Below are 25503 nucleotides of genomic sequence, written 5' to 3'. Positions count from 1 at the left end.
CCCGTGCTCGCCACATGTCCCTTCACGTGCGCCATCCCCCGGTCGTACGCTGTGCGCCTCACTGCTGCGCGCGCCCGCGCCGCGCCTGGCCCCTGATCTCCCCCGAATGACCGACCCGACCGGCAGGACGCCCGTCGTCCTGCGCGCACCGAATAAAAACAATACTCACGGATGGCAGCCCGATGTTCGACACCCCCTCCACGCGCGGCATGGCCGGCGCGCAAGCCGCTGTTTTACCCGATAACTGGCACCACGACGCACCGTTCGACAGCGACCAGTGCGTGCATGGCCTGTTCGAAGCGCAGGTACGGCGGGCGCCGCAAGCCATCGCCGTGCGCTATGGCGAGGATGCGCTGAGCTATGGCGAGCTCAATGCCAGGGCCAACCGCCTGGCCCATCACCTGCGTGCCCAGGGTGTCGGCCCGGACGTGCGGGTCGGCCTGTGCGTCGAGCGATCGCTGGACATGCTGGTGGCCGTGCTCGCGGTGCTCAAGGCCGGGGGCGCCTACGTGCCGCTGGACCCCGCCTACCCGCGGGCGCGCCTGGCCCACATGCTGGCCGACAGCGCGCCGGCGGTGCTGCTTGGCCACGGCCGGGCACTGGCGTTGCTCGCTGGCCTGGAGCAGGCGGCAGTGGTACTCGACCTGGACGAGGAGCACGCCTGGGCCGAGCAGCCGGTCTTTGATCCCGACCCGCAGGCGATCGGCCTGACGCCCCGTCACCTGGCGTATGTGATCTATACCTCCGGCTCCACCGGCATCCCCAAGGGGGTGATGGTCGAGCACCGTGGCCTGGTTGCGTTGAGCGCCGCCTGGGGCCGCTTCTATTCGCTGCAGGCACCGTTGAATCACCTGCAGATGGCGGGCTTTTCGTTCGACGTGTTCAGCGCCGACCTGATTCGCGCGCTGGGCTTTGGCGGCACCCTGGTGCTGTGCCCGCGTGACACGCTGATGGACCCGCCCGCGCTGTACCGCCTGCTGAGCGAAGCGCAGGTAGGCTTCGGCGACTTCGTGCCGGCGGTGCTCAACCCGCTGATGGACTGGGCCGAGGCGAACGATCGCGACCTGTCGTTCCTGCGCACCGTGGTGTGCGGCTCGGACGTCTGGACCGCCCACAGTGCCCGCCAGCTGCGCCGCCTGTGCGGCGAGCGGGTGCGGATCGTGCAGGCCTACGGCGTGACCGAGGCCAGTATCGACAGTACCTGCCACGAAGTACCGGCGCTCGATATCGCCGACGCCGTGCTGCCTATCGGTCGACCGCTGGCCAACTGCCGCGTCTACCTGCTCGACGCGCAGGGGCAGGCGAGCGAGGAGGGGGAGTTGTACCTCGGCGGCGTCGGTGTCGCGCGCGGTTATCTGAATCTGCCGCAGTTGAGCGCCGAACGCTTCATCGACAGCCCCTATGTGGCAGGTGAGCGCCTGTACCGCACCGGCGACCTGGCGCGCCTGAACGCCGATGGCCAGCTCGAGTTCCTTGGTCGCGGCGACCAGCAGGCCAAACTGCGTGGCCTGCGCCTGGAACTGGGCGAAATCGAGGCACGCCTGGCACAAGTGGCCGGCGTACGGCAAAGCCTGGTGCTGCTGCGCCAGGACCCACCGGGCGAGCCGCGTCTGGTGGCCTACTACGCCGAGCAGCCGGGCGCCGGCTTGACCCCGGCGGCCCTGCGCGAACAGCTGGGCGCGCATCTCCCGGACTACATGCTGCCGAGCGCCTACGTGGCCATGCCAGCCTTGCCCCTGACCGCCAATGGCAAGTTCGACCGCAGCGGCCTGCCCGCACCGCAGGCCGGTGACTTCGAGCAAGCCCACTACCAGGCGCCGCAGGGCACGCTGGAAACCACCCTGGCGGCCATCTGGGCCGAGGTACTGGGCCTGGCGCGGGTCGGGCGCAACGACCACTTCTTCGCCCTTGGCGGCCATTCGCTGCTGGTCATGCGCATCCTGGCCAGGGTGCGCCAGGAACTGGCCCGCGAAGTGGCGCCGGCGCTGCTGTTCGAAAACCCGCGGCTCAAGGACTTCGCCGAGCATCTCCAGGCCAGCCGGGACGAGGCGCGCATGCCGATCGTCGCAATCGAACGATCCGGCGCGCAAACGTTGTCGTCCGCCCAGCAGCGCTTGTGGTTCCTGGCCCAGCTGGAGGGCGGCAATGCCGCCTACCACATGCCGCTGAACCTGTGCATCAAGGGCCCGTTGCAGGTGACAGCATTGGTCGCGAGCCTGGGCCGCCTGGTGGCCCGCCACGAAGCACTGCGCACCACCTTCGTCAGCATCGAGGGCGAGGGTCGCCAGCTCATTGGCGCCGCGGACCAGGGCATGGCCTTCAGCCAGGTCGACCTGCACGGCCTGCCTGATGCGCAGTCGCGCCTTGAGGCGTTGATCGAGGAGGAGGGCGCAAGGCCCTTCGACCTGGCCCAAGGGCCGCTGATGCGTGCCTGCCTGGTACGCCTGGCGGTGGACGAGCATGTGCTGCTGCTGACCCAGCATCACATCATCTCCGATGGTTGGTCGGTAGGCGTGCTGACCCGTGACCTGGAGGCGCTGTATGGCGCCGCCGTGCAAGGCCGCGAGGCCCTGTTGCCTGCGCTGGCGGTGCAATACGTGGACTATGCCGCCTGGCACCGGCAGTGGCTCGCCGGCGAGCGCCTGCACTGCCAACGCCGCTACTGGCGTCAGGCGCTGGAAGGCGCGCCGGCGCTGTTGACGCTGCCGACCGATCACCCGCGCCCGGCCGTGCAGGACTATCGCGGCGGTTACGTGCCACTGGTGCTGGACCGCGCCCTGACCGCACGCCTGAAGGCACTGTGCGGGGCCCAGGGCACCACGCTGTTCATGGTCCTGCTGGGGGCCTGGTCGCTGCTGCTGATGCGCCTGTCCGGCCAGGACGACGTGGTCATCGGCGTACCCTCGGCCAACCGGCCGGACCCGGCGCTGGACGGGCTGATCGGCTTCTTCGTCAACACCCTGGCCTTGCGCGTTACCCGCAGCGGCGCCCCTTCTCTGACGCAATGGCTGCGTCAGGTCCGCCAGCTGACGTTGCAGGCCCAGGCCCACCAGGACCTGCCCTTCGAACAGGTGGTGGAACTGCTCAACCCGTCGCGCAGCCTGGCCTACAGCCCGTTGTTCCAGGTGCTGTTCGCCTGGGAGCAGGACCAGGGCCAGACCCTGGCCTTGCCGGGCCTTGAAGTCAGCACCGTGCCGGCGCGCCAGCGGGTGGCCAAGTTCGACCTGCAACTGGCGTTGAGCGAGCGCGACGGAGAGATCGTCGGCGGCGTGGAGTACGCCAGCGGGTTGTTCGAGTCCGCTACCGTGGCGCGTTTCGGCGAATACCTGCGCCGCCTCTTGCAGGCCATGGTCGATGAGCCCGCGCAGTCGATCGCCACGTTTGAGCTGGTGGACGGCGCTGAGCGCGGGCAGGTCCTGGAGGCCTTCAACCGTACGGCCCGCGACACCGCCAGCCAGCCGGGCTGCATGGCGCGCCTGGAGACCATGGCCCGGCGTGAGCCGGGTGCCGTGGCGCTGGTCGCCGACGGGCAGTCCCTGAGCTACGCCGAGTTGAACCGCGCGGCCAACCGCCTGGCCCACCACCTGATCGCCCAAGGTGTCGGCCCCGAGCAGCGGGTCGGCCTGTGCCTGGAACGCTCGGCGCAGATGGTCGTCGGCCTGCTGGCGATCCTCAAGGCGGGCGCGGCCTATGTGCCGTTCGATCCAGCCTATCCGGCCGAGCGCCTGGCCTTCATGCTCTCCGACGCCGCGCCAAGCCTGCTGTTGACCCAGGCCTCACTGTGCCCGGGCCTGCCACAGACGGTCGAGCTGCTGTGCCTGGATCGCGACGCGGCCCGCTGGGCCGGCTGCCCGGCCAGCGATCCGCAGGTGGTGGTCAGCCCGGCGAACCTCGGTTATGTGCTGTACACCTCCGGCTCGACCGGGCGACCCAAGGGCGTGGCCCATAGCCGCCGCGCCCTGGACAACCTGATCGGCTGGCAACTCGACGACGACCCGGCGCCGCGCCGGGTGCTGCAGTTCGCCTCGCTGAACTTCGACGTGTCGTTCCAGGAGATCTGCAGCACCCTGTGCCAGGGTGGCACCCTGCTGCTGATGAGCGAAGCCGGGCGCAAGGACCTGGTCGCCCTGCGCCCGACCCTGGTGGCCCAGGCGGCGGGGCGCGCCTTCCTGCCGTTCGCCGTGTTGCAACAACTGGCCGCGCTGACCGAGGCCGACGCTCCCGGGCCGGCTGGTGGGTGCGAGATCGTCACCGCCGGCGAGGCGCTGCAGGTCAACGATGCGCTGCGCCGGTTGGTCTGCGGGCTGGGTGGCGCGCGCCTGCGCAACCAGTACGGGCCCACCGAGACCCATGTGGTCAGCCAGTTCAGCCTCGCCTGCGACGAGGCTGAACACTGGCCGGAACTGCCGCCGATCGGCAAACCGATCACCAACGCGCGGCTCTATGTGCTGGACGGCGACCTCAATCCGCTGCCGGTGGGGGTGTCCGGCGAGCTGTACATTGCCGGCGCCTGCCTGGCCCGCGGCTACCTCAACCGCAGCGCAGCGAGTGCCGAGCGCTTCCTGCCTGACCCGTTCGGCACCGAGCCTGGCGCACGCATGTACCGCAGTGGCGACCTGGCGCGCTGGCAGGCCGACGGCAACCTCGAATACCTGGGCAGGGCGGACCAGCAGGTCAAGCTGCGCGGTTTCCGTATCGAACTGGGCGAGATCGACAGCCTGTTGCGCCAGCAACCGGGCGTGCGCGACGCCACCGTGCTGTTGCGCGAGGACGTCGCCGGCGACCCACGCCTGGTGGCCTACGTGGTCGGCGAGCAAGCGCCGCAGACCCTGCGCGCCGCGTTGCAGCGCCAGTTGCCCGAGCACATGCTGCCCAGCGCCTGGGTCAGCCTGGAGCAACTGCCACTGACCCGCAACGGCAAGCTCGACCGCCAGGCGTTGCCGGCGCCCGAGCGCGGCGGCGCGGCGCATTTCGAGGCGCCACGCGACGACACCGAGCGGCGCATGGCCCAGGTCTGGGCCGAGGTGCTCAAGTGCGAGCGGGTCGGCATCCATGACAACTTCTTCGACCTGGGCGGGCATTCGCTGCTGGCCACGCGCCTGGTCTACGCGGTCAACCAGCGCCTGGGCACGCAGCTGTCGCTGAGCAGCCTGTTCCAGGCGCCCGTGCTCATGGACCTGGCCGCCCAGGCCAAAGCCATGGCGCACGGGCAGGCCGCGTCCGAGGTTCAGGCGCTGCGGCCCGATCCTGCGAGCCGTCACGCGCCGTTCCCGCTCACCGATATCCAGCAGGCCTACTGGTTCGGCCGCGAAGCCAGCGTCAGCCTCGGCGGCGTCAGCGCCCACGGCTACGAGGAACTGCGCATACCGGCGTTCGATGTGCCGCGTTTCGAGGCCGCGCTCAACCGCATGATCTTGCGCCACGACATGCTGCGAGTGGTGTTCCTCGGCGATGGCACCCAGCAAGTGCTGGAGCAGGTGCCGCGCTACAGCATGGCCGTGCACGACCTGCGTGGCCTGGGCGCAGAAGCGGCCAACCAGGCCTTGCTGGCCACCCGCGAGCGTCAGTCGCACCAGGTGCTCGACGCCAGCCGATGGCCGCTGTTCGACTTCAGTGTATCGCTGCTCGACCATGGCATCAGCCACCTGCATATCAGCCTCGACGCGTTGGTGGTCGATGCCGCCAGCACGCAGATCCTCGCCCGCGAGCTGATGGGGTTCTATCACGACCCCGAGCGGGCGCTGCCCGAGCCGGGCGTGACCTTCCGCGACTACGTGCTGGCCGAGCGCCGGCTGCGCGCCGACCAGCGCTACGCGCAGGCCCTGGACTACTGGCGCGGGCGCATCGAGCACCTGGCCCCGGCCCCGGACTTGCCACGGGTATGCCAGCCGGAAAGCATCGCCAACCCGCACTTCACCCGGCGCGATCGCGACATGCCGGCGGCGCAGTGGGCCCAGCTCAAGGCCATGGCCCGGCGGTTCGGCGTCACCCCGTCGGTGATGCTGCTGACCGCGTTCAGCGAGGTACTGGCGCTGTGGAGCCGGCAACCGCGCTTCACCCTCAGCCTGCCGCTGTTCAACCGCCTGCCGTTGCACCCGCAGGTGGACGCGATCATCGGTGATTTCACCTCCCTGGTACTGCTGGAGGTTGCCATCGACGGCACCGCCAGCTTCACCGACAAGGCCCGCGCCGTGCAGGCACGCCTGTGGCAAGACATCGACCACTCGGTGGTCAGCGGCGTGCGCGTGCTGCGCGAATTGTCCCAGGCCCGCGGCGTGCAGCAGACGGCGATGCCGATCGTGTTCAACAGCACCCTGTCGGAAGCCGCGCCGGAGCTGGCCGAGTTCAACCTGGCCGACGCCCTGGGCGCGACGCTGGAACACAGCATCACCCAGACCCCGCACGTGTGGCTCGACCACACCCTGCTCGAGCTCGAAGGCCGCCTGCTGTTCAACTGGGACAGCATCGATGCATTGTTCCCCGAAGGCATGATCGGGCAGATGTTCGCCGCCTACAACGCGCTGCTCGATCGCCTGCTCGCCCCTGAAGCCTGGGCCGCCAGCACGCCGCAGTTGCTGCCCCAGGCGCGCCTGCCGCAAGCACCGGCGGCGCCACGAGACCTGCCGTTGATGCACGCGCTGTTCGAGCGCCAGGCCCTGGCCACGCCACAGGCCGTCGCGGTGCTGGGCACCCGTGAGCTCAGCTACGGCCAGCTGCGCCAGGAGGCCCGCCAACTGGCCGCGCAACTGCAAGCGCGCGGCGCGCAGCGCAATCGCCTGGTCGCGGTGGTGATGCAGCGTGGTTGGGAGCAGGTAGTGGCGACGCTGGCGATCCTGTATGCCGGCGGCGCCTACCTGCCGCTCGATCCGACCCTGCCCAAGGCGCGCTTGCAGCACATTCTCGAACGCGCCGAGGCCACCCTGGCGCTGACCCAGCCCGGCCTGCTGGAGCAGGTGGCGTGGCCGGCGCAGATTACCGCGCTGACGGTCAGCGAGCAGGCGCACAGCGCGGCCGAAGCGCTGCGCGAAGTGGACGTGCGCCCCGATGACCTCGCCTACGTGATCTACACCTCCGGCTCCACCGGTACGCCCAAGGGCGTGGTGATCGACCACCAGGGCGCGGTCAACACCTTGCTCGATATCAACCGGCGCTTCGCCGTGGGCCCGCAGGACCGCGTGCTGGCCATCTCGTCGCTGAGCTTCGACCTGTCGGTGTACGACTTCTTCGGCACCCTGGCGGCGGGCGCGGCGGTGGTGATGCTCGAACCGCAGTTGAGCCTCGACCCGGCGCACTGGGCCGCCCTGGTCGAGGGGCATCGGGTGAGTGTGTGGAATTCGGTGCCGGCGCTGCTGGGCATGCTGGTCGAGTACCTGGAGGGCGAGGGCAGGGCGCTGCCGGCGAGCCTGCGCCTGGCCATGCTGTCCGGCGACTGGATCCCGCTGGCGTTGCCCGAACGCGCCCGGGCACTGCGCCCGGGGTTGCAGATGATGAGCCTGGGCGGGGCCACCGAGGCGTCGATCTGGTCGATCGGCTACCCGATCACCCAGGTCGATCCGGCGTGGCGCAGCATTCCCTACGGCAAGGCCTTGGATCACCAGCGTTTCCACGTGCTGGACGAGGCCCTGCAGGTGCGCCCGACCTGGGCCACCGGCCACCTGTACATCGGCGGCATTGGCCTGGCCAAGGGCTACTGGCGCGACGAGGCGCTGAGCGCCAGGAGCTTCTCCGACCACCCGCTGAGCGGTGAGCGTCTGTACCGCACCGGCGATCTCGGGCGCCTGCTGCCCGACGGCAACATCGAGTTCCTCGGCCGCGACGACAACCAGGTCAAGGTCCAGGGCTATCGCATCGAGCTGGGCGAGATCGAGGCCGTGCTCAATCGCCACCCGGGCGTGCACAGCGCGGTGGTGCGCATCCTCGGCGAGGCCCAGGCGCAAAAACGCCTGGCCGGCTACGTGCTCAAGGCCGACCCGGCGCTGCAGGTCGGCGACTTCGCCGGCTACCTGGCCGACAAGCTGCCGGCGTACATGCTGCCGTCATCGTTCACCTTCGTGGACGCCTGGCCGCTGTCGGCCAACGGCAAGGTCGACAAGAGCCGCCTGCCCGAACCCGAGCAGGCGCCGGCCAGCGGCCCGCAGCTGCTGCTCGACGGCCCGCAGGAACAGCGACTGGTGGCGATCGTCGAGCAGGTACTGGGCCAGCCGGCCATCGCCGCCGATGCCAACCTGCTGAGCCTCGGCGCCACCTCCATCGACATCGTGCGCATCAGCAACGCGCTGTCCAGCGAACTGGGCTTCCGTCCCCATGTGGCTCACCTGCTGGCGCAGCCGACCCTGCTCAACCTGTTGGCGCTGTACCGCCAGCGTCCCCAGCGTCACGAAGCGCCGAGGGCGCAGGTCGACGAGGTGCTGGACGATCCCCAGCAACGCGCACGCTTCAAGGCCGAGCAACGCGCACGGCGGCGTTTCGCCGACGATGCGCGGCAGGTGCCCCTGGGCGTGCCGGACGATCCGGCCTTTATCCAGCGTTATCGTGACTACCGCTCGGTGCGCCATTACCTGGAACAGCCGATCACCGCGCAGGCCTTTGCCGGGCTGCTGGCGATGCTGGCCCAGGGGCAGCTCGACGGCGAGGCGAAGTACCTGTTCCCCTCGGCCGGCGGCGCCTATCCGCTGCAGACCTACCTGTACATCAAGCCGGGGCGGGTGCTCGGGGTGCCCGGCGGCGCCTACTACCACGACCCGGTCGCTCATCGCCTGGTGGCCATGGGCGACGGTGCGCTGGATGCCGACACCTACGACTACTTCGTCAACCGGCCGGTGTACGAGGGCGCGGCGTTCGCGCTGTTCTTCGTTGCCGACCTGGCGGCGATTCGCCCGCTGTACGGTGACGGCAGCCGTGAGTTCTGTCTGATCGAGGCCGGCGCCATGGCGCAGTTGCTGACCATGGCCGCGCCCGACCTGGGGCTGGGCCTGTGCGGCGTCGGTTCGGTGGAGGCGCGCCAGTTGGCCGGGTTGTTCGACCTGGGCGCCGACCATGCGCTGGTCTATTCGATGGTGGGCGGCCTGCGCGCAGCCCATGCAACGCCAACCACGCAGCCTGAGGTACTCGCCGTGACGGCGCAGGACGACAACGACATGGAGGAATTCGAAGTATGAACGCCCATCAACTGCTGGCGTTGTTCGATCGCCATGGCGTAGCCCTCGAAGTGGACGGCGACAAGCTGCGCTGCAAGGCGCCTAAAGGGTTTCTCGATGACGCCCTGATGGCGGCGCTGAAGACCCACAAGCAGGCGTTGATCGCCTTGCTCGCAGCGCCAGACGACAGCGCGCCGATCCCGTGCCGTCCGCACGGGCAGGTCGATTGCCCGCTGTCCTTCTCGCAGCGGCAGTTGTGGTTCCTCGACCAGCTGGCACCGGGCAACCCGTTCTACAACGTGCCCTCGGCGCTGCGGCTCAAGGGCCGGCTGGAGGCTGCCGTGCTGGAGCGAGCGCTGAACGTGCTGGTCGAACGCCATGCCATGTTGCGCACCACCTTCGCCAGCGTCGATGGCGAGCCGCGCCAGGTGGTGCACGCGAGCCTGCCGCTGCCCCTGGCCGTGCTGGACCTGAGCCAGTTGCCCGAGGCGCTGCGCCAGGAGCGCCTGGCCGCCGCCGTCGAAGCCGAGGCCCACGCGCCGTTCGACCTGGCCCAGGGCCCGCTGCTGCGCTCGACGCTGCTGCGCCTGGGCGATGAGGATCATGTTTGGCTGTACAGCGTGCACCATATCGTCGCCGACGGCTGGTCGATGGGGGTGATCCTGCACGAGGTCGCCAACGCCTACGCCGAGCTGCTGCGCGGCGTGCCTGCGCGCCTTGCACCGCTGCCGATACAGTACGCCGACTACGCCTGCTGGCAGCGCCAACGCCTGGACGGCGCGGCGCTGCAGGGCCAGCTGGACTTCTGGCGGCGCACCCTGGCCGGTGCGCCGACCCTGCTGGAAATCCCCGGCGACCGCCCGCGCCCAGCCGTGCAGCGGTTCGTCGGCGCGACCTTCAGCTCGACACTGGGCGCCGACACCCTTGCCGAGCTCGACGCCTTGGCCCGGCACACCCAGGGCACGCGCTTCAATGTGCTGCTCGCCGCCCTGGACGTGCTGTTGTGGCGCTACAGCGGGCAGCGCGACCTGTGCGTGGGCACGCCATTCGCCAACCGCGGCAGGGCCGAGCTCGAACCCCTGGTCGGGCACTTCGTCAACACCCTGGTGATCCGCCAGCAACTCGACCCGGCGCAGACCTTCGCCGAACTGCTGCGCGAAGTGCGCGGCAACATGCTGCAAATCCACGCGCACCACGACGTGCCGTTCGACCTGGTGGTTGAGGCGCTCAACCCACCCCGTGACCCCGGCCATTCCCCGCTGTTCCAGGTGATGATGGTGGTGCAGAACACCCCGGGCGCCGCCGTCGCGTTGCCGGGCCTGGAACTGTCGCCTCACGGTACTGGCAGCGCCACCGCCAAGTTCGACCTGGCATTCGAGTGGAGCGAGCGCGACGGTGCCCTGCACCTGCTGGTCGAGTACAACACCGACCTGTTCGACCACGGCACCATCGAGCGCCTCAGTGGCCACTATCGCCATCTGCTCGCCCAGGTGGCCGGCGATCCCAAGCGGCCCTTGCGCGAGCTGTCGTTGCTGGATACGGCCGAGCGCGAGCAGGTGCTGCACGGCTGGAACCGGCCGGCCCCGCTGCCGACGCCGGTCGACTGTGTGCACCGCCTGGTCGAGGCGCAGGTGGCGCGCAACCCGCAGGCCTGCGCGGTGGTGTTCGAGGGCGAGGCGCTGAGCTATGCCGAACTCAATGCCCAGGCCAATCGCCTGGCGCGCCACCTGCGCACCCTGGGCGTCGGCCCGGATGTGCGCGTGGCGGTCTGCGTGGAGCGCTGCGCGGCATTGCCGGTGGCGCTGCTGGCGGTGCTCAAGGCCGGTGGCGCCTATGTGCCGCTGGACCCGGACTACCCAATCGGGCGCCTGGGCCACATGCTGGGCGACAGCACCCCGGCGGTACTGCTGACGCTGGGCGCGGCCCGCGCCACCCTGGGCCGGGCCATGCAGGCCTCGGGCTGGGAGGCGCCGGTCCTCGACCTGCTGGCCGATGCCCCGTGCTGGGCGCACCTGGCCGCCGACAACCTGGCCGCCCATGAAGTGGGCGTGACCCCTGAGCACCTGGCCTACGTGATCTACACCTCGGGCACCACCGGCCTGCCCAAGGGCGTGATGGTCGCGCATCGCGGGCTGGGCAACCTGCTGCTGTGGTGCCTGGGCGTATGCGGCGAGGCCGGGGCGATGCTGCACAAGATCCCGTTCGGTTTCGACGCCTCGGCGTGGGAAACCTTCTGGCCGCTGGCCACCGGCGGGCGCCTGGTGATCGCCCGGCCCGGCGGGCATCTGGAGCCCGGCTACCTGGCCCGGCTGGTACGCGAGCAGGGCGTCACCGCGATGGTGTTCGTGCCGGCCATGCTGCAGCTGTTCCTGGAGGTGGAGGAGGCCAGCCTGTGCCACGGCCTGAGCGATGTGTTCTGCGGCGGCGGCGAGCTGTCGCCGGCCCTGGCGCGGCTGTTGCGCGCACGCCTGCCCAAGGCGCGGCTGCACAACGTCTACGGGCCGACCGAGACCACTGTCATCAACAGCATCTGGACCCTGGCGCCGGGTGACGCGGTGCCGGCCCTGCGCTTGCCGATCGGCAGGCCCATCGCCAACAACCGCTTCCATGTGCTCGACGACTTCGATGCGCCGGTGCCGCCCGGTGTCACCGGCCACCTGCACATTGGCGGCGTGGGCGTGGCCCGTGGCTACCTCGGGTTGCCGGCGCTGACCGCCGAACGCTTCATCGACAGCCCGTTCGTGCCCGGTGATCGCCTCTATCGCAGCGGCGACCTGGCCCGCTACCGTGCCGATGGGCAACTGGAATTCCTGGGGCGCGACGACTTCCAGGTCAAGCTGCGCGGCGTGCGTCTGGAACTGAGCGAGGTCGAGGCGCGGCTGCAGGCCTTCCCCGGGATCACGGCCAGCGTGGTACTGATGCTCGGCGAGCAGGCCGAGCACCAGCGCCTGGTGGCTTGTTGCGTGGCGCCCGCCAGGCCGGACGAACAGGCCGTGCGCGCGCACCTGGCTGACACCTTGCCCAGCGCCGTGCTGCCTAGCAGCTATCTGTGGCTCGACGCCATGCCGCTGACCGCCAACGGCAAGGTCGATCGCCAGGCGCTGGCCGAGCGCGCCGAACACGATCTGGCCGCGCGCCAGGTCAACCTCGGCAGCCCCCGCGACCATATCGAACTGACCCTCTACCAGATCTGGAAAGGCCTGCTGCTGGCCCCACAGATCGGCATTCGCGACAACTTCTTCGCCGTCGGCGGCACCTCCATCGCCGCGGTGAAGATGGCCTACCAGATCGGCCAGGCCTTCGAGGTCGAGGTCCCGGCGCGGGTGGTACTCGGCCACCCGACCATCGAGGCCCTGGGCGGCTGGTTGCGAAACGGGGCCGCCACTCAAGGGGACAACGGCAACCTGATCACCTTCCGCCAGGGCGAGGGGCGGCACAACGTGGTGTGTATCCACCCGGCCGGCGGCACCGCGTTCTGCTACCTGTCGCTGGCCAAGGAGCTGCCCGAGGCGGTTGGTGTGTACGGCGTGCAATCGCCGGGGCTCAACCCCGGCGAAGCCACCGAGCCCACGGTCGAGGCGATGGCCGATGCCTACCTGCGCCTGATCGAGCCTTTGAAGCACGGCCCGCTGCTGCTCACCGGGCTGTCGTTCGGCGGCCTGGTGGCCTACGAGATGGCCCGCCGTCTGCGCTTGGCCGGACACGGGCAGGTCAGCGTGGTCCTGCTCGACACCCAGGGTTCGGACGATCCGGCCTTCCGGGCGCAGATCGGTACCGTCGACATGGCCGAGTTCCGCGACAAGCTGGTGCGCTTCAACGGCATGTACCCCGGTATCGAGGACGCCCAGGTCGAGCGCTACTTCCACGTCTACAACCATAACCGTCTGGCCATGGCCGCCTACGCCTGCCCACCCCAGGCCGGGCGGGTGGTGCTGGTGCAGGCGCGGGAAGACATGACCCGCGGCCAGTTGCGCGGGCTGCGGGCGTTCTGGCGGTGCCGCGCCGCCGACGGCTACCTGGCCACGCTGGTGCAGGGCGGCCACTGGGACATGCTCGAAAGCGCCGAGATCCATCGGGTGTCACGCACCCTCCAGCGTGAACTGCAACGTTTCGACGCCCAGGAGGGCAAATGATGAGCGTGCTCCAGGACACCGTGCTTGCGCGCTTCGCCGCCCAGGTACAGCGCACCCCGCAAGCCCTGGCGGTGATCGATCAACAGGTGCGGCTGAGCTATGCGCAGCTGGCAGGCGCCAGTGAACGCATCGCCCGGGGCTTGCAGGCGCGGGGCGTGCTGCCGGGCCAGGCGCTTGCGCTCTACCTGCCGCGTGGCTGGCAGGGGGGGGCGGCGCTGCTCGGCGCGCTCAAGGCCGGCGCCGTGGTGATGCCGCTGGACCGCGCCAGCCCCGGCGAGCGCCGTGCATTGATGCTGGCCGATGCCGACTGTGTCGGTGTGCTGAGCCTGGCGGATGCGCCCCAAGGGCTGCCGGGGCCGTGGGAGGCCAGTGTCGAGGCGCTGCTGGACTACCCTGAGCAACCGGCGCAGCCGTTGCCGCAGGCCTTCGCCGAGGTGATGTGTCTGTTCTATACCTCCGGCACCACCGGCCTGCCCAAGGGCGTGGAGGTGGGGGAGCGCGGCCTGCTGCGCCTGGCGCAGGCCGGCAGCTATATCGATATCCGCCCCGGCGACCGTTTTGCCTGCCTGTCCAACCCGGCCTTCGATGCCTGCAGCTTCGAGCTGTGGGCACCGCTGCTCAACGGTGGCTGCTGCGTGATGATCGCTGACCACGACTTGCTCGACGCCCGGCGCCTGGCTGAAGTGCTCGAGGCGCAGCGGGTCGACACTCTGTTCATCACGGTTTCGCTGTTCAATACCCTGAGCGCGGAGTACCCGGCCTGCTTCGCCAGCCTGCGCCAGGTGCTGACCGGCGGCGAGCAGGTCGGCGCCGTGGCGCTGCGCGCCTGGTACCAGGCCAATCCGCAAAGTGCCTGCCGCCTGTTCAACGTGTACGGCCCCACCGAATGCACCACCTTCGCCCTGTGCCATGCAATCCCACGGGAGTTTGCCGGCGACAGCGTGCCCATCGGCCTGCCGTTGCCGGACACTGGCATCCAGGTGCTTGACGCAGAACAGCAGCCGGTGGCGCCGGGCGCGGTCGGCGAGCTGTACCTCAGCGGCAGCGGCGTGGCCCGTGGCTACCGCAACCGCCCCGAGGAGACTGCGCGCGGATTCGTGCTGCTGCCCACGGCGGATGGCGACTTGCAGAAGCACTACCGCACCGGCGACCTGGTGCGCATCAACGCGCAAGGGCTGGTCGAGTGCCTGGGGCGGGTGGACCGGCAGGTCAAGGTCCGCGGCTTCCGTATCGAGCCGGGCGAGGTGGAGCAGCGCCTGCGCGAACATCCCCAGGTGGCGCAGGCCTATGTCTGCAGCCACCGGCAGGCCGCCGAGGACCACCAGTTGCTGGCCTTCCTCGTGCCACGCGGGACGTTGGACTACCGCGAGTTCGAGTCTTACCTGCGCAAGCACCTGGCGCCCTGGATGCGTCCGCAGCAACTGTTCCAGGTGCCGCGCCTGCCGCTGACCGCCAACGGCAAGATCGACCAGGCCGAGTTGCTGGCCCAGGCCACCCGGCCTTGGCGCGCGCCAGCCGAGGCGGGCATGCAGTCGCCGCAACTCCACTGGCTGCTGGAGCAGGCCCGTGGACTGCTTGGCCAGGCCGCCCTGGGCGCCGGGGACGACTGGCTCGGCAGTGGCGGCGATTCGCTCAAGGCCATGCGCCTGCGTTCGGCGATCCGCAGCCACTGGCACCAGGAAATCGCCATCGGGACATTGCTCGAGGAGCCGTTCGCCGCATTGGCCAAGCGCCTGGAGCAGCAGGGCGGGGCCACGGCCTATCCGCCCGCGCCGGCCCCCCATGGCAGCCAAGCCGGCCCGGCCAGCAGCGAACAGCGCCGCCTGTGGCTCGAACAGCAACGCTTGCCCGAATCGACCGCCTACAACGTGCCCATGGTGCTGCACCTGGCGCCGGGTGCGGAGCCCGAGGCCCTGGCTGAAGCGCTGTGCCGCCTGGTGGCGCGCCATCCGGCGCTGCGTACCGCGTTCGTGGCAGGTGCCGACGGCCCGCAGCAGGCGATCACCGAGTCGGCCGCTGTCTGTCGGCTCCTGGCTCCCGGCCAATTGTCCGAGGATACCTGGCCAGCCTTCGCCAGCCTGGTGTTCGACACCCCCTTCGACCTGGCCAGCCCGAGCTTGCTGCGCGCCTGGGTGGCGCCGCATGCCGACGGCAGCTGCCGCCTGCTGCTGAATCTGCACCACAGCATCACCGATGGCTGGTCGATGAACCTGCTGTTCGATGATCTGGCCAGCCTGTACCAGGACGCCCTGCAGGGGCGCGACAGCCAGGCACCGGCGCCGGCCCTGGACACCCTGGACTTTGCCCTGTGGCAGCGGCAATGGAGCGTCAGCCCGGCCTACCGTGAACAGCGCCGCGCCTTGGTGGCGTTGCACGCACGCCACGGCGAGGCGACCTCGCCGCGCCCGGCCAGGTATCCCGGCGATGCCCGGGGGCGCCTGTATCGCCAGCCACTGGGCGAACGGCGCAGCGCCGCCCTCGAACGCTTTTGCGCGGAGCAGCGCCTGACCCGCTTCGACGTCCTGTTCAGCGTCTTCGCCTGGAGCCTGCACGCGGTGCTCGGTTGCGAGCGCCCGCGGATCGCCAGTCCGGTGGCCAATCGGCCGCTGGCCGAGTTCGAGGCCAGCGTGGGCATGTTCGCCAACACCGTGCTGATCCCCACCGACCTGCGTGCCACGCAACCCCTAGGCGAGCAACTACGCCGACAGACCGCCACCGTGCGTGAAGTGCTGGCCTTGCAAGACGTGGCCTTGGCCGATCTGGTCGAGGACCTGCGGCTGTCCTCGGGCCATAGCCTGTTCGATTACCTGTTCGTGCTGGAAAACACCGACTACGCCAAGCTCGCCGCCGCCCCTTTGCGGGCTAGCCTGGAGCCGTACGCGACGCCGCAGGCCAAGTGCCCGCTGAGCTTGCTGGTGGTGGGCGGTGACGGGCCGCTGGAGTGCTGGTGGGAATACCAGTGCAGCCATTTCGAGGCCGAGGAGGTAGCCGCGCTGGACACGTTGCTGCACCAGGGCCTGGACCTGTTGCTGGCAGCCCCCCGGGCGACCCTCGACGCCCTGGTGGCGCCTTATCGGCTACGCCTGCCAGCGGCCAGCGAAGGTCCCGACGTTGGCCTGCCGTTCGTCACGCTGGCCGACTGGTTCGAGCATCAGGTGCAGGCAATCCCCAAGGCCACTGCGTTGGTGGCCGGACCGCGACAGCTGGACTACGCCGAACTGGATGCCCTGGCCGACACCCTGGCGGCGACCCTGGCCAGCCGCTACGCAGGCGAAGGCCCGTTGACCATGGTGCTGCTGCTGGCCCCATCGGTGGAGCACGTGGTCGCCTTGCTCGCCCTGGCCAAACTCAACATTACCGCCGTGCCGCTGGACCCGAGCTATCCGCTGACGGTACAGCGCCAGGTGCTGGCCCAGGCGCAGGCGTGCTGTGTGCTGTTCAGCACGGCCACGCAGTCGGCGTTGCAGGCGCTTGATGTCGACGCCAGCCGCTGCCAGCGGGTGAACCTCGACGCCGCGCCGGCAAGCCTGACGCGGCCCCGACACCGCGGCGAGCGCCCGTTGTACACCCTGTTCACATCGGGCTCGACCGGTACGCCGAAAGGCGTGCAGGTGACCGATCGCACCCTGTGCAACCTGTTGCACTGGCAGCGCAATGCCGGGCAGTTGCCGGCCCGTTCGGTGACCTTGCAGTTCTCCATGCTGTCGTTCGACGTGGCGTTCCAGGAGTTGTTCGGCACCTTGTGCGGCGGGGGTTGCTACCATCTGATCGAACCGCGCTGGCGCCAGGACGCCGAGGCGCTGCTGGGGTATCTGCAACAGGCGCGCATCGAACGGCTGTTCCTGCCCTGCGTGGCCTTGCAGCACCTGGCACAGACCGCCGTGGCCCAGGGCATCTATCCCGCGTCCCTGCGCGAGGTGGTGACGGCCGGCGAACAGTTGCTGTGCAGCGAGGCGCTGCGCACCTGGTTCGAAGGCCTGCCCAAGGCCCGCCTGTTCAACCACTATGGCCCCACCGAAACCCATGTGGTCTGCGCCTACCGGCTGCCGCCGGACGTGCGCGCCTGGCCGCTGCGCGCGCCCATCGGCCAGGCGGTCGACAATGCCCGGCTGTTGCTGGTCGACGCCCTGGACCGCCCGGTGCCCCGCGGCAGCCAGGGTTACCTGCTGGTGGCCGGGGCAATGGTTGCCCGCTGCTATCTGGGCGATGCCGCGCTCAACGCCGAACGTTTCGTCGAACTGCCCCAAGCCGAGGGTGGCCGCTGCCTGTACTACCGCACCGGCGACCTGGCCTGGGCCGACGCCGAGGGCTGCCTGCACTACGTGGGCCGTGACGACCAGCAGGTCAAGCTCAGCGGCCATCGCTTGGAACTCGGCCAGGTCGAGGCAGCATTGATGGCGGTGAGCGGTGTGGCCAACGCCGTGGTGACGGTACAGGGCGAGACTGCGCGCCTGGTCGCCTGGCTGCAGCTTGCTGGCACGCCGCCGACGGTACAGGCCCTCGACCAACAGGTGGCGCGGCAGCTGCCGGCCCATGTGCGCATCGACCAGTACCGACGCATCGACGACTGGCCGCGCACCCCCAGCGGCAAGATCGAGCGCAAGGCCCTGGTCGGGCAGGGTGAGCCCCTGGAACGCCGCCGCGTGGTGACGGGTGCGTCGAGCCCACTGGAGCTTGAACTGGCGACGCTGTTCCGCGAGGTGATCGGCCATGCCATCGAGCCGCAGCAGACTTTCTTCGAGGCCGGCGCCACCAGCCTCGGCCTGATGCGCCTGCAGGCGCGCTACACCGAGGCCCTGACCCGTGCCCCGAGCATGGCCGAGCTGTTCGAGCACGTGACGATCCGCCGCCTGGCCGCGCACCTGGCGCGTGACGCAGCCACCCCGGCGCAGCGTGCGCGTGCCAGCGATACCCGCGAGCAGCCGATGGCGATCATCGGCATGGCGGTCAACGTCGCCGGTGCCCGCGACCTTGGCGAGTTCTGGGCGATGGTCCAGGACAATGCGCTGGGTATCGAGCACTTCGCCGCTGCCGATGGCCTGGTCGGCGCCCGCAGCCAATTGCACGGCATGCTCGACTTCGATCCCGAGTACTTCGGCATCAGCCGCCAGGAGGCACGGCTGATGGACCCGCAGCAACGCCACCTGCTGATGGCCTGCGTGCAGGCCCTGCAGCACGCCGGCATCGTGCCGTCGAACGAGGGCCCGCGCATCGGCCTGGTGGCCAGCTGTGGCGAGACCACCTACTTCCAGCAGATGCTGCGCGAGCAGGGCGCCGGCGAGTTGCCGGACGGCTTCCAGCTGGCCCTGCACCACGACAAGGACTTCCTCGCCACCAAGGCCGCCTACCACCTGGACTTCACCGGGCCGGCGCTGAGCGTACAGGCCGCCTGCGGCAGCTCGCTGATCGGCGTGCACCTGGCCTGCAACCTGTTGCGCCAGGGCGATAGCGACCTGATGCTGGCGGCCGGGGTGCTGATCGACCCGACCCTGGCCGACGGTTACCGTCACCGTTCGCAGCACATCTTCTCCCGCGACGGGCTGTGCAGGCCCTTCAGCGAAGACGCCAGCGGCACCCTCGGCGCCAGCGGCTACGGGGTGGTGGTGCTCAAGCCACTGGCCCGCGCCCGCGCCGATGGCGACCGTATCTACGCGCTGGTGGAAGGCTCGGCGCTGAACAACGACGGCCGCGCCAAGATGAGCTACACCGCGCCGTCGGTGGCCGGGCAGGGCGCGGTGATCGCCCAGGCCTTGGACAAGGCCGGGGTGAGTGGCGGCGCCATCGGCTACGTCGAGGCCCATGGCACCGGCACCTTGCTCGGCGACCCGGTCGAGGTCGCCGCGCTGACCCAGGCATTTGGCGAGGCGCCGACGGGCAGTTGCGCGCTGGCCTCGGTGAAGAGCCAGATCGGCCACCTGGGCGCGGCGGCAGGCGTGGTCGGGCTGATCCGCGCCACGCTGGCGGTGTACCACGGGGTGATCCCGCCCAACCTGGGCTTCTCCGCCATCAACCCACAGATCGACCTGATGCGCTCGCCGTTCCATATCCCGACCACCGCGCAACCCTGGCCGCAGGGGCAGCGGCGCATGGCCGGGGTGAGCAGCTTCGGCATCGGCGGCACCAACGCCCATGTGATCGTCGGCGCGTTGCAGGCCGAGCCGCAGGTGCACGAAACGGTGGCGCCGCTGTTGCTGCTGTCGGCCCACAGCCGCACGGCCCTGGAGCGCGATATCAGCGTTGTCGGCGACTGGCTGCTGGCCAACCCCGGTGATGTGCAGGTGTTGCTGCGGCACCTGCAGGGCGGCCGTCGCCAGGGTCGCTGGCGTTTCGGCATGGTCTACCAGGCAGGCGATGCCCTGTCGCTGGCGGCGGTGCGCGAGGTCAGTCCCTCGTCGGTCCGGCTGCTGGCCAGCGAGCATGCGCCCCAGGCCGTGCTGGCAGCCTGGTACGAGGGGGCGCAGATCCAGTGGCCGAGCCGTTCGGCGCCGCCGCCCTGGAACCTGCCGCCATCCGCCTTCGACCTGGAAACCTACCGCTTCCAGGGGCACACCACGCCTGAGCGCAAGCCTCTGGCCGACTGGTTCCACCAGCGGCAATGGCAGCGCGTGCGCCGCCTGGGCACGGCAGCCGTGCACAAGGGCCAGCGGACGCTCGTGGTGTGCGCGCATGACGCCGCCGACGAAGGTGTGCTCGCGACCTTGGGCCAAGCCTGCCAGCGGGTCGTGCACGTGCGGGCGGGCAAGGGTTTCCGTCAGCTTGCTGCCGACCGTTTCGAACTGGACGTGTGCGATGCCCAGGCACTGGGCCGCCTGTTCGACGCACTGCCAGGGGCGCTGGACTGGCTGCACGCCTTGCCCCTGTCGGTGAGCGGCGCGGTCGACGAGCGCAGCCTGGCGACAGCGCAATGGGCCTGCCTGGATACACCCGGCAGCCTGCTGCAGGCCTGGGGCCAGGCGCCGCGTGACGCCAGCCTGCGCCTGTGGCTGCTGTCCTGGCAGGCGTGCCCGGTGCAGGGCGCGGTGGCACGGCCGGAGCTGGCGGCCCTGGCGGGGGTGACCGAAGTCGCGCCCCAGGAATACCCGCTGCGCTGCCATTGGCTGGACCTCCCGAGCCCGGCGCTGGGCGAGCAAGCCAGCGCCCTGGCCACCTTGCTGGGCGAGCCCGAGGCGTTGCCCCGGCGCCTGGCGCTGCGCGACGGCTTCCTGTGGCAACCGCGGCTGGTGCCCAGCCCGCTGCCGGCGGCCCCGGCGCCAAGCCTCGCGCACACTGGCACGTTCCTGATCCTCGGTGCTGGCGGCATCGGCCTTACCCTGTGCCAGCACCTGCTGCGCGCCGAGGGGCGGCGCGTGGTGCTGCTGTCGCGTTCGCCGACGGTGGACATGGATCACCCGCGGGGCGACTGGGTGCAGGCCGACCTCGCCGACCTGACGCGTTGGCCCCAGGTGCTCGAGGACCTGGCCTGCCGCTACGGGCGCTTCGAAGGGGTGATCCATGCCGCGGGGGTCGGTGCCGGCAGCCTGATCCGGCATCGCGACGCCCGGGAGATGGCCGCCGCGATGGCCGCCAAGACCCGTGGCCTGCTCGCCGTGGAGGCGCTCATCGCACGGATGACGCCCGGCTTCGTGCTGTACTGCTCGTCCATGTCGGCACTGTTCGGTGGCGTGGGGCACCTGGACTACGCCGCAGCCAGCGGCGTGCTCGACGGCTTTGCCCATTACCGCGCAACGCCCGACGAAGGCTGCCTGCGCCTGGGCATCAACTGGGATATCTGGCGCGACACCGGCATGGCCACCCGCACCCATGGCAGCGATGCCGCGCACCAGCAGCACCTCAAGGTCGGGCTGTCGGCGGCGGAAGGCTGCGAGGTGTTCGAGCGAGCCATGGCTGCGCAGCTGCCCCAGCTGCTGGTCTCGACCACGTCACTGGAAACCGCTCGGCGCTTCTACCCTGTGCGTCATGGCGTGGCGGCGGCGCAACCCCAAGGCGTGGTGCAGGCGAGCGGGAGCGACCTGGCCGAGCGCCTGCGTGGCTGTCTGTGCCAGTGGTTGGGCGTGGACGCGCTGGCGGACGATGCGTCGCTGTACGACCTGGGCGCTGACTCGCTGACCCTGCTCGACCTGATCGATGAATTGCAGGGCGCCACCGGCCAGGTCGTGCAGTTGTCGCAGTTCAGCCCGCAGGTCAGCCTGGGCGAGGTACTGGCACTGGTTGCCGACGAACCGTGGCAGGCCAAGGGTGACGGCGACCCATGGCGCCAGGCGCTGCGCATCGACCCCTGGCAGCAGGGGGGCGGCCGCCATTGGTTGTACCTGATCCACCCGGTTGGTGGTGACGTCCAGGCCTACCGCGAGCTGGCCACGGCGCTGCACCCGGACCTTTGCGTGCGGGTGATCGCCGACCCGGTGCTGAGCCAGCCGGCGCTGCCCAACCTCTCGCTGCAGGCCCGTGCGCAGCTGTACCTGGACGCGATTCAGGCCGAACTGCCCGCCGGTGCACGCTGGAGCCTGCTGGGCTGGTCCTTCGGCGCCTGGGTGGCCCAGGCCCTGTGCGCCCTGGCCGTTGAAGCCGGGCGCGAGGCGCCGACGCTGTACCTGGTCGATCCACCCGCGCCGGATGCCGGCACCGAGTTGCAACAGATCGACGAGGCGCAAATCCAGCAGGTGTTCGAACGGGAATTCGCCCTGCGCAATGGCGAGGCGGACGGCGCGCGCTATCTGGAGCGCCTGGTGACCTGCTGTCGCAACAACCTGGCGAGCATGCTGGGGCACGTGCCGCCCATGCTGGCGGACACGCCCGGGCGGCTGTTCATCGCCACGCGGCCCAACCCCTACGGCATCGGCAGCGGCTGGCAGGCGCAGGACCTGCGCCAGGCCTGGCAGGCATTGCTGCCGGGCCTGAGCGACTGGGCGGCGCTGGATACCGATCACTATGGCATCGTCGCTGGCCCCTGGGCGCGGCAGATCGCCGAGGCGATCAATGCCGACCTGCAAGCGCAGGGGGAGGGTGCCCATGCTGGCTGAACAGATTACGCCACCTGTGTGGCTCAGCCCATTGCTGCGGGTGTTGCAGACCGGGCCATTGCCACTGCCGCTGGAGCGGCAGGCGTACTGGCGCCTGCTGCACCGGTGGCAGGCCGAGGTGGTGTTGCCGCTGCTCGCCGAGGCACTGCCCGAGCACGTCCAGGCGCTGCTCACATTGCAACGCCTGCACCAACGCGCCGGCCTGGGGCTGCGCGGGCGTGTCGGTGAGTGGCGCGTCGCGCTCAGGCCGGTACTGTTGCCCGCGTTTCGCCGGGCCTACGACGCCGAAGCGGCCTACGCCCAGGCCTACGACAGTGCCTTGGACTACGGCCAGGCGCCGAGCAACCAGGCAATGATCGCCGGCCAGTTCGGTGACGCCGAGGCTTTCGCCCGGCACTACGCGCAACTGAGCACCGAGGCCAATGCCCACGCGTTCGCCACGGCCAATGCGGCGGCCAGCAGCGAAGTCGCCGCCCGCGCCTATGCCAACACTGACGAACAGGCGTGCGCCAGCGTCGTCGGCGCCTTGGCGCGGGTCTGCAGCTGGGCCTGCGCGACCTCGACCGAGCAGCGCATGGCACCGGCCACGCACCTGGCGGCGGGGCTGCAGCGCCTGGCGAGCCAAATCAATCAACACGCATCAGCGAGGGAAGCATGGATCAACACGGATTGAACGCCATCGAACGGATCGCCGGCGCCCAGCGCACGCCGTACCGCAGCATCAGCGTGGAACGGCTGACGCCGATCATCGGCGCCGAGATCGGCGGGGTCGACCTGTCGCGCAGCTTGTCACCAGAGCAGTTGCTGGAGATCCGCCGGGCGTTCCTGGAAAACCACGTGCTGGTGTTTCGCGACCAGCAGCTCAGCGTCGAGCAGCACAAGGCCTTCGGCCGCCTGTTCGGCGAGCTGCGCGCCTTGCCGCTGGAAGACATCGACGGCGACGACCCGGAGCTGGTGGTGATCCGCGCCAATGCGCAGTCGCGCTTCGTCGCGGGCGAGACCTGGCATACCGACGGCACCGCCGACCTGGAGCCGTCCATGGGCTCGATGCTGTACGTGAAGGAAACCCCGGCCATCGCCACGGGCGGCGATACCCTGTTTGCCAACATGCACCTGGCGCTGGAGATGCTGTCGCCGGCCATGCAGGCATTTCTCGGCACCCTGACCGCCATCCATGACGGCGAGATCCCATGGAAGGGCTACACGCCGCCGCCCGGCCTGCCCAAGACCGAGCACCCGGTGGTGGTGCGCCATCCCGAGACCGGGCGGCCTTCGCTGTTCGTCAACTCGGGCTTCACCTCGCATATCGTGCAACTGGCGGCCGGCGAGAGCCAGGCGCTGTTGAACATGCTGTTCGACCTGGTGGCCCGGGAACCGGTGCTCAGTTGCCGGGTGCGCTGGGCGCCGGGCACCCTGGTGTTCTGGGACAACCGCTGTACCCAGCACCATGCGGTGTGGGATTACTTCCCGCATTCACGCTATGGCGAGCGGGTGACGATTCTTGGCGGGCGGCCGCGGGCCTAGGCCATCTGCCGCAACAACTGATCGAGCACCAGCTCGCCAAAGGCCAGGTTGCCATGTAGCGGATCATCGACTTCACAGAACTCGACCCGCTGCAGCCCCCGGTCGTCATTGGCGGCTGCGCGCACATCGACCAGCTCCACGCCCAGCCCGCGCAGGCGCTCCATCAGCAGCGCCTGCGCGGCCATGAACACCCGGCGGTTGGCCATTGGCGGCACCCGTTGCGGTGGCAGCACGGCGTACACCTTGACGCCCAGGGCCAGTGCCTGCTCGTAGAACGCCAGGGCGGGGCGCGACAGGGTGTCGATGATCGTGGCGAACAGCGGCCCGTCGAGGAAACCGGGGTCGAACTCGCCATCCGCTCCCTGGTAGCACAGCCAGTTCTGGGTAGTGGCCAGGTAGTGCAGGCTCAGGCCGATGCTGCACACCAGCGGGCCGGGGATCCGCCCAAGGCTGGGGGCGTCGAGCTGGGCGAGGGCCTGGCGATACAGTTGCTCCAGCTCGGCGTCGCGCATTGCCACGTCGTCCGCCGCGAGGCTGAAGAAATCCACGCCGAAATCGCGCCCGGCACCTAGCGGCCCACCACCGAACGCCAGCCCCCGCGCCTTGGCGGCCAAGCCGACCACCGCGACATGGGAGTCGCCCAGCAACAGGAAACTAGGCGTAGTAGTCGAGCCTGGCGTCTTCACAGACAAGGTCCTCACAGGTTACGGACGGGGTGGCGACGCTTGCCGCGGGCGCGGCCTCAGCGGCAAGGCCGGCGAAGAACTGGCGCATGACGAAGGCCACGCCCTCGGGCGTCACCTCGCGCTGGTTGGGCTGGTAGAAGGCGCCCTTGAACGGGGTGCCGGTGATGATCTCGTAGGACGGGAAATAGTCCACCTCGGGCAGGTCCTGGCACAACTGGCCGGCCACGGCGCGCAGCACCGACTTGGAATAGGTGGTGGCGCTGAGCACGTGCTCGCCGGTGGCGCTGGCGGTCAGCGGCACCGGCGAGACGGTGAGCAACAGGCGCAGGCTTGGGTTCACCGCGCGCATCAGCGCGATGGCCTCGGTCATGGCCTGGCAGGTGTCGGTGAAGCCGAAGTTGCGGAACTGGTGGACCCGCGGGTCGAACTCGCCGCGCACAGTGCCGGGGCACAGCGGATAGACCACGCCGGTGTCGCGGTGGACCCAGGCTTCGGTCAGGCCCAGGGTGAAGACGAACACCTTGGCGCGGCGCACCGCCAGGCGGATCGCCGCCAGGGTTGCCTGGCGCGAGGCGAACAACGCCTGCTCGCTGGCGAAACCGGCGGGTTCAACGGTGGGGCGGAACGGGTCGAAGTAGCGTCCGTCATGCGCCCAGGTCTCGCCAGGCTGGGGCTGATCATCCAGCGCCCATTGCAGCCACTGGCGCAGCATGGCCGGGGTGTAGAGGTTGCCGGTGCGGAACGAAAACACTCCGTACTGCCGCGCCTTGCGCTGGTCCTCGGGCAAGTCGGCCGGGGCCGGCTCGGCATCGAGCCAGTTCATTTCCCGGGCCACCAGGGCACGGCCGATGTGCTGGGCAAAACAGGAGCCGGCGGTGACGATGGCATCCTTGGCGTCGATCTCGAAGGCGGGCGACCACAGCTCGCCGACTTGTTCGGCGGGCCGCACGGCGATCGCCGTGCGCCAGAAGGCGCGGGGCGGCAGGCATTGATAGGGGTTCAT

Annotated in this window: 7 protein-coding genes; 5 read left to right on the top strand and 2 right to left on the bottom strand. The window is 69.9% G+C overall.

Annotated elements, in window-relative coordinates:
- The first annotated feature begins 182 nt into the window (after positions 1-182).
- Genes ACQ4OD_RS01325 through ACQ4OD_RS01305 form a run of 5 tightly spaced genes read left to right on the top strand, consistent with a single transcriptional unit; the run spans position 183 to position 23814 of the window.
- On the top strand, positions 183-9158 hold the full coding sequence (locus ACQ4OD_RS01325; protein ID WP_430943760.1) for an amino acid adenylation domain-containing protein: 8976 nt from the start codon (positions 183-185) through the stop codon (positions 9156-9158).
- Entirely contained in the window at positions 9155-13270 is a 4116-nt protein-coding gene (locus tag ACQ4OD_RS01320) for an amino acid adenylation domain-containing protein (RefSeq protein ID WP_430943759.1), read from the top strand. The genes ACQ4OD_RS01325 and ACQ4OD_RS01320 overlap by 4 nt, the downstream gene beginning before the upstream one ends.
- Positions 13267-22290 carry an amino acid adenylation domain-containing protein gene (locus ACQ4OD_RS01315; protein WP_430943758.1) on the top strand — a complete coding sequence of 3008 codons (9024 nt, stop codon included), beginning with the start codon at positions 13267-13269 and terminating at the stop codon, positions 22288-22290. The genes ACQ4OD_RS01320 and ACQ4OD_RS01315 overlap by 4 nt, the downstream gene beginning before the upstream one ends.
- Complete coding sequence (locus tag ACQ4OD_RS01310; RefSeq protein WP_430943757.1) at positions 22280-22963, top strand: hypothetical protein; 684 nt, start codon at positions 22280-22282, stop codon at positions 22961-22963. Before ACQ4OD_RS01315 ends, ACQ4OD_RS01310 begins: the two co-directional genes overlap by 11 nt.
- Positions 22945-23814: a TauD/TfdA dioxygenase family protein gene (locus ACQ4OD_RS01305; RefSeq protein ID WP_430943756.1), complete on the top strand. Its 870-nt coding sequence runs from the start codon at positions 22945-22947 to the stop codon at positions 23812-23814. Before ACQ4OD_RS01310 ends, ACQ4OD_RS01305 begins: the two co-directional genes overlap by 19 nt.
- On the opposite strand, the gene ACQ4OD_RS01300 is transcribed toward ACQ4OD_RS01305, so the two are convergent.
- Both ACQ4OD_RS01300 and ACQ4OD_RS01295 read right to left on the bottom strand, forming a co-directional pair.
- The gene (locus tag ACQ4OD_RS01300) at positions 23811-24500 is read right to left on the bottom strand and encodes a hypothetical protein (RefSeq protein ID WP_430943755.1); all 690 of its coding nucleotides are present in this window, start codon (positions 24498-24500) and stop codon (positions 23811-23813) included. The genes ACQ4OD_RS01305 and ACQ4OD_RS01300 overlap by 4 nt on opposite strands.
- The gene (locus ACQ4OD_RS01295; RefSeq protein WP_198754130.1) at positions 24469-25503 is read right to left on the bottom strand and encodes a GSCFA domain-containing protein; all 1035 of its coding nucleotides are present in this window, start codon (positions 25501-25503) and stop codon (positions 24469-24471) included. The genes ACQ4OD_RS01300 and ACQ4OD_RS01295 overlap by 32 nt, the downstream gene beginning before the upstream one ends.

Source organism: Pseudomonas sp. WC1, assembly GCF_050586565.1.
Taxonomy (GTDB): domain Bacteria; phylum Pseudomonadota; class Gammaproteobacteria; order Pseudomonadales; family Pseudomonadaceae; genus Aquipseudomonas.
The sequence above is the reverse complement of the archived record's forward strand: the minus strand, read 5'-3'. Positions and strand labels throughout refer to the sequence as shown.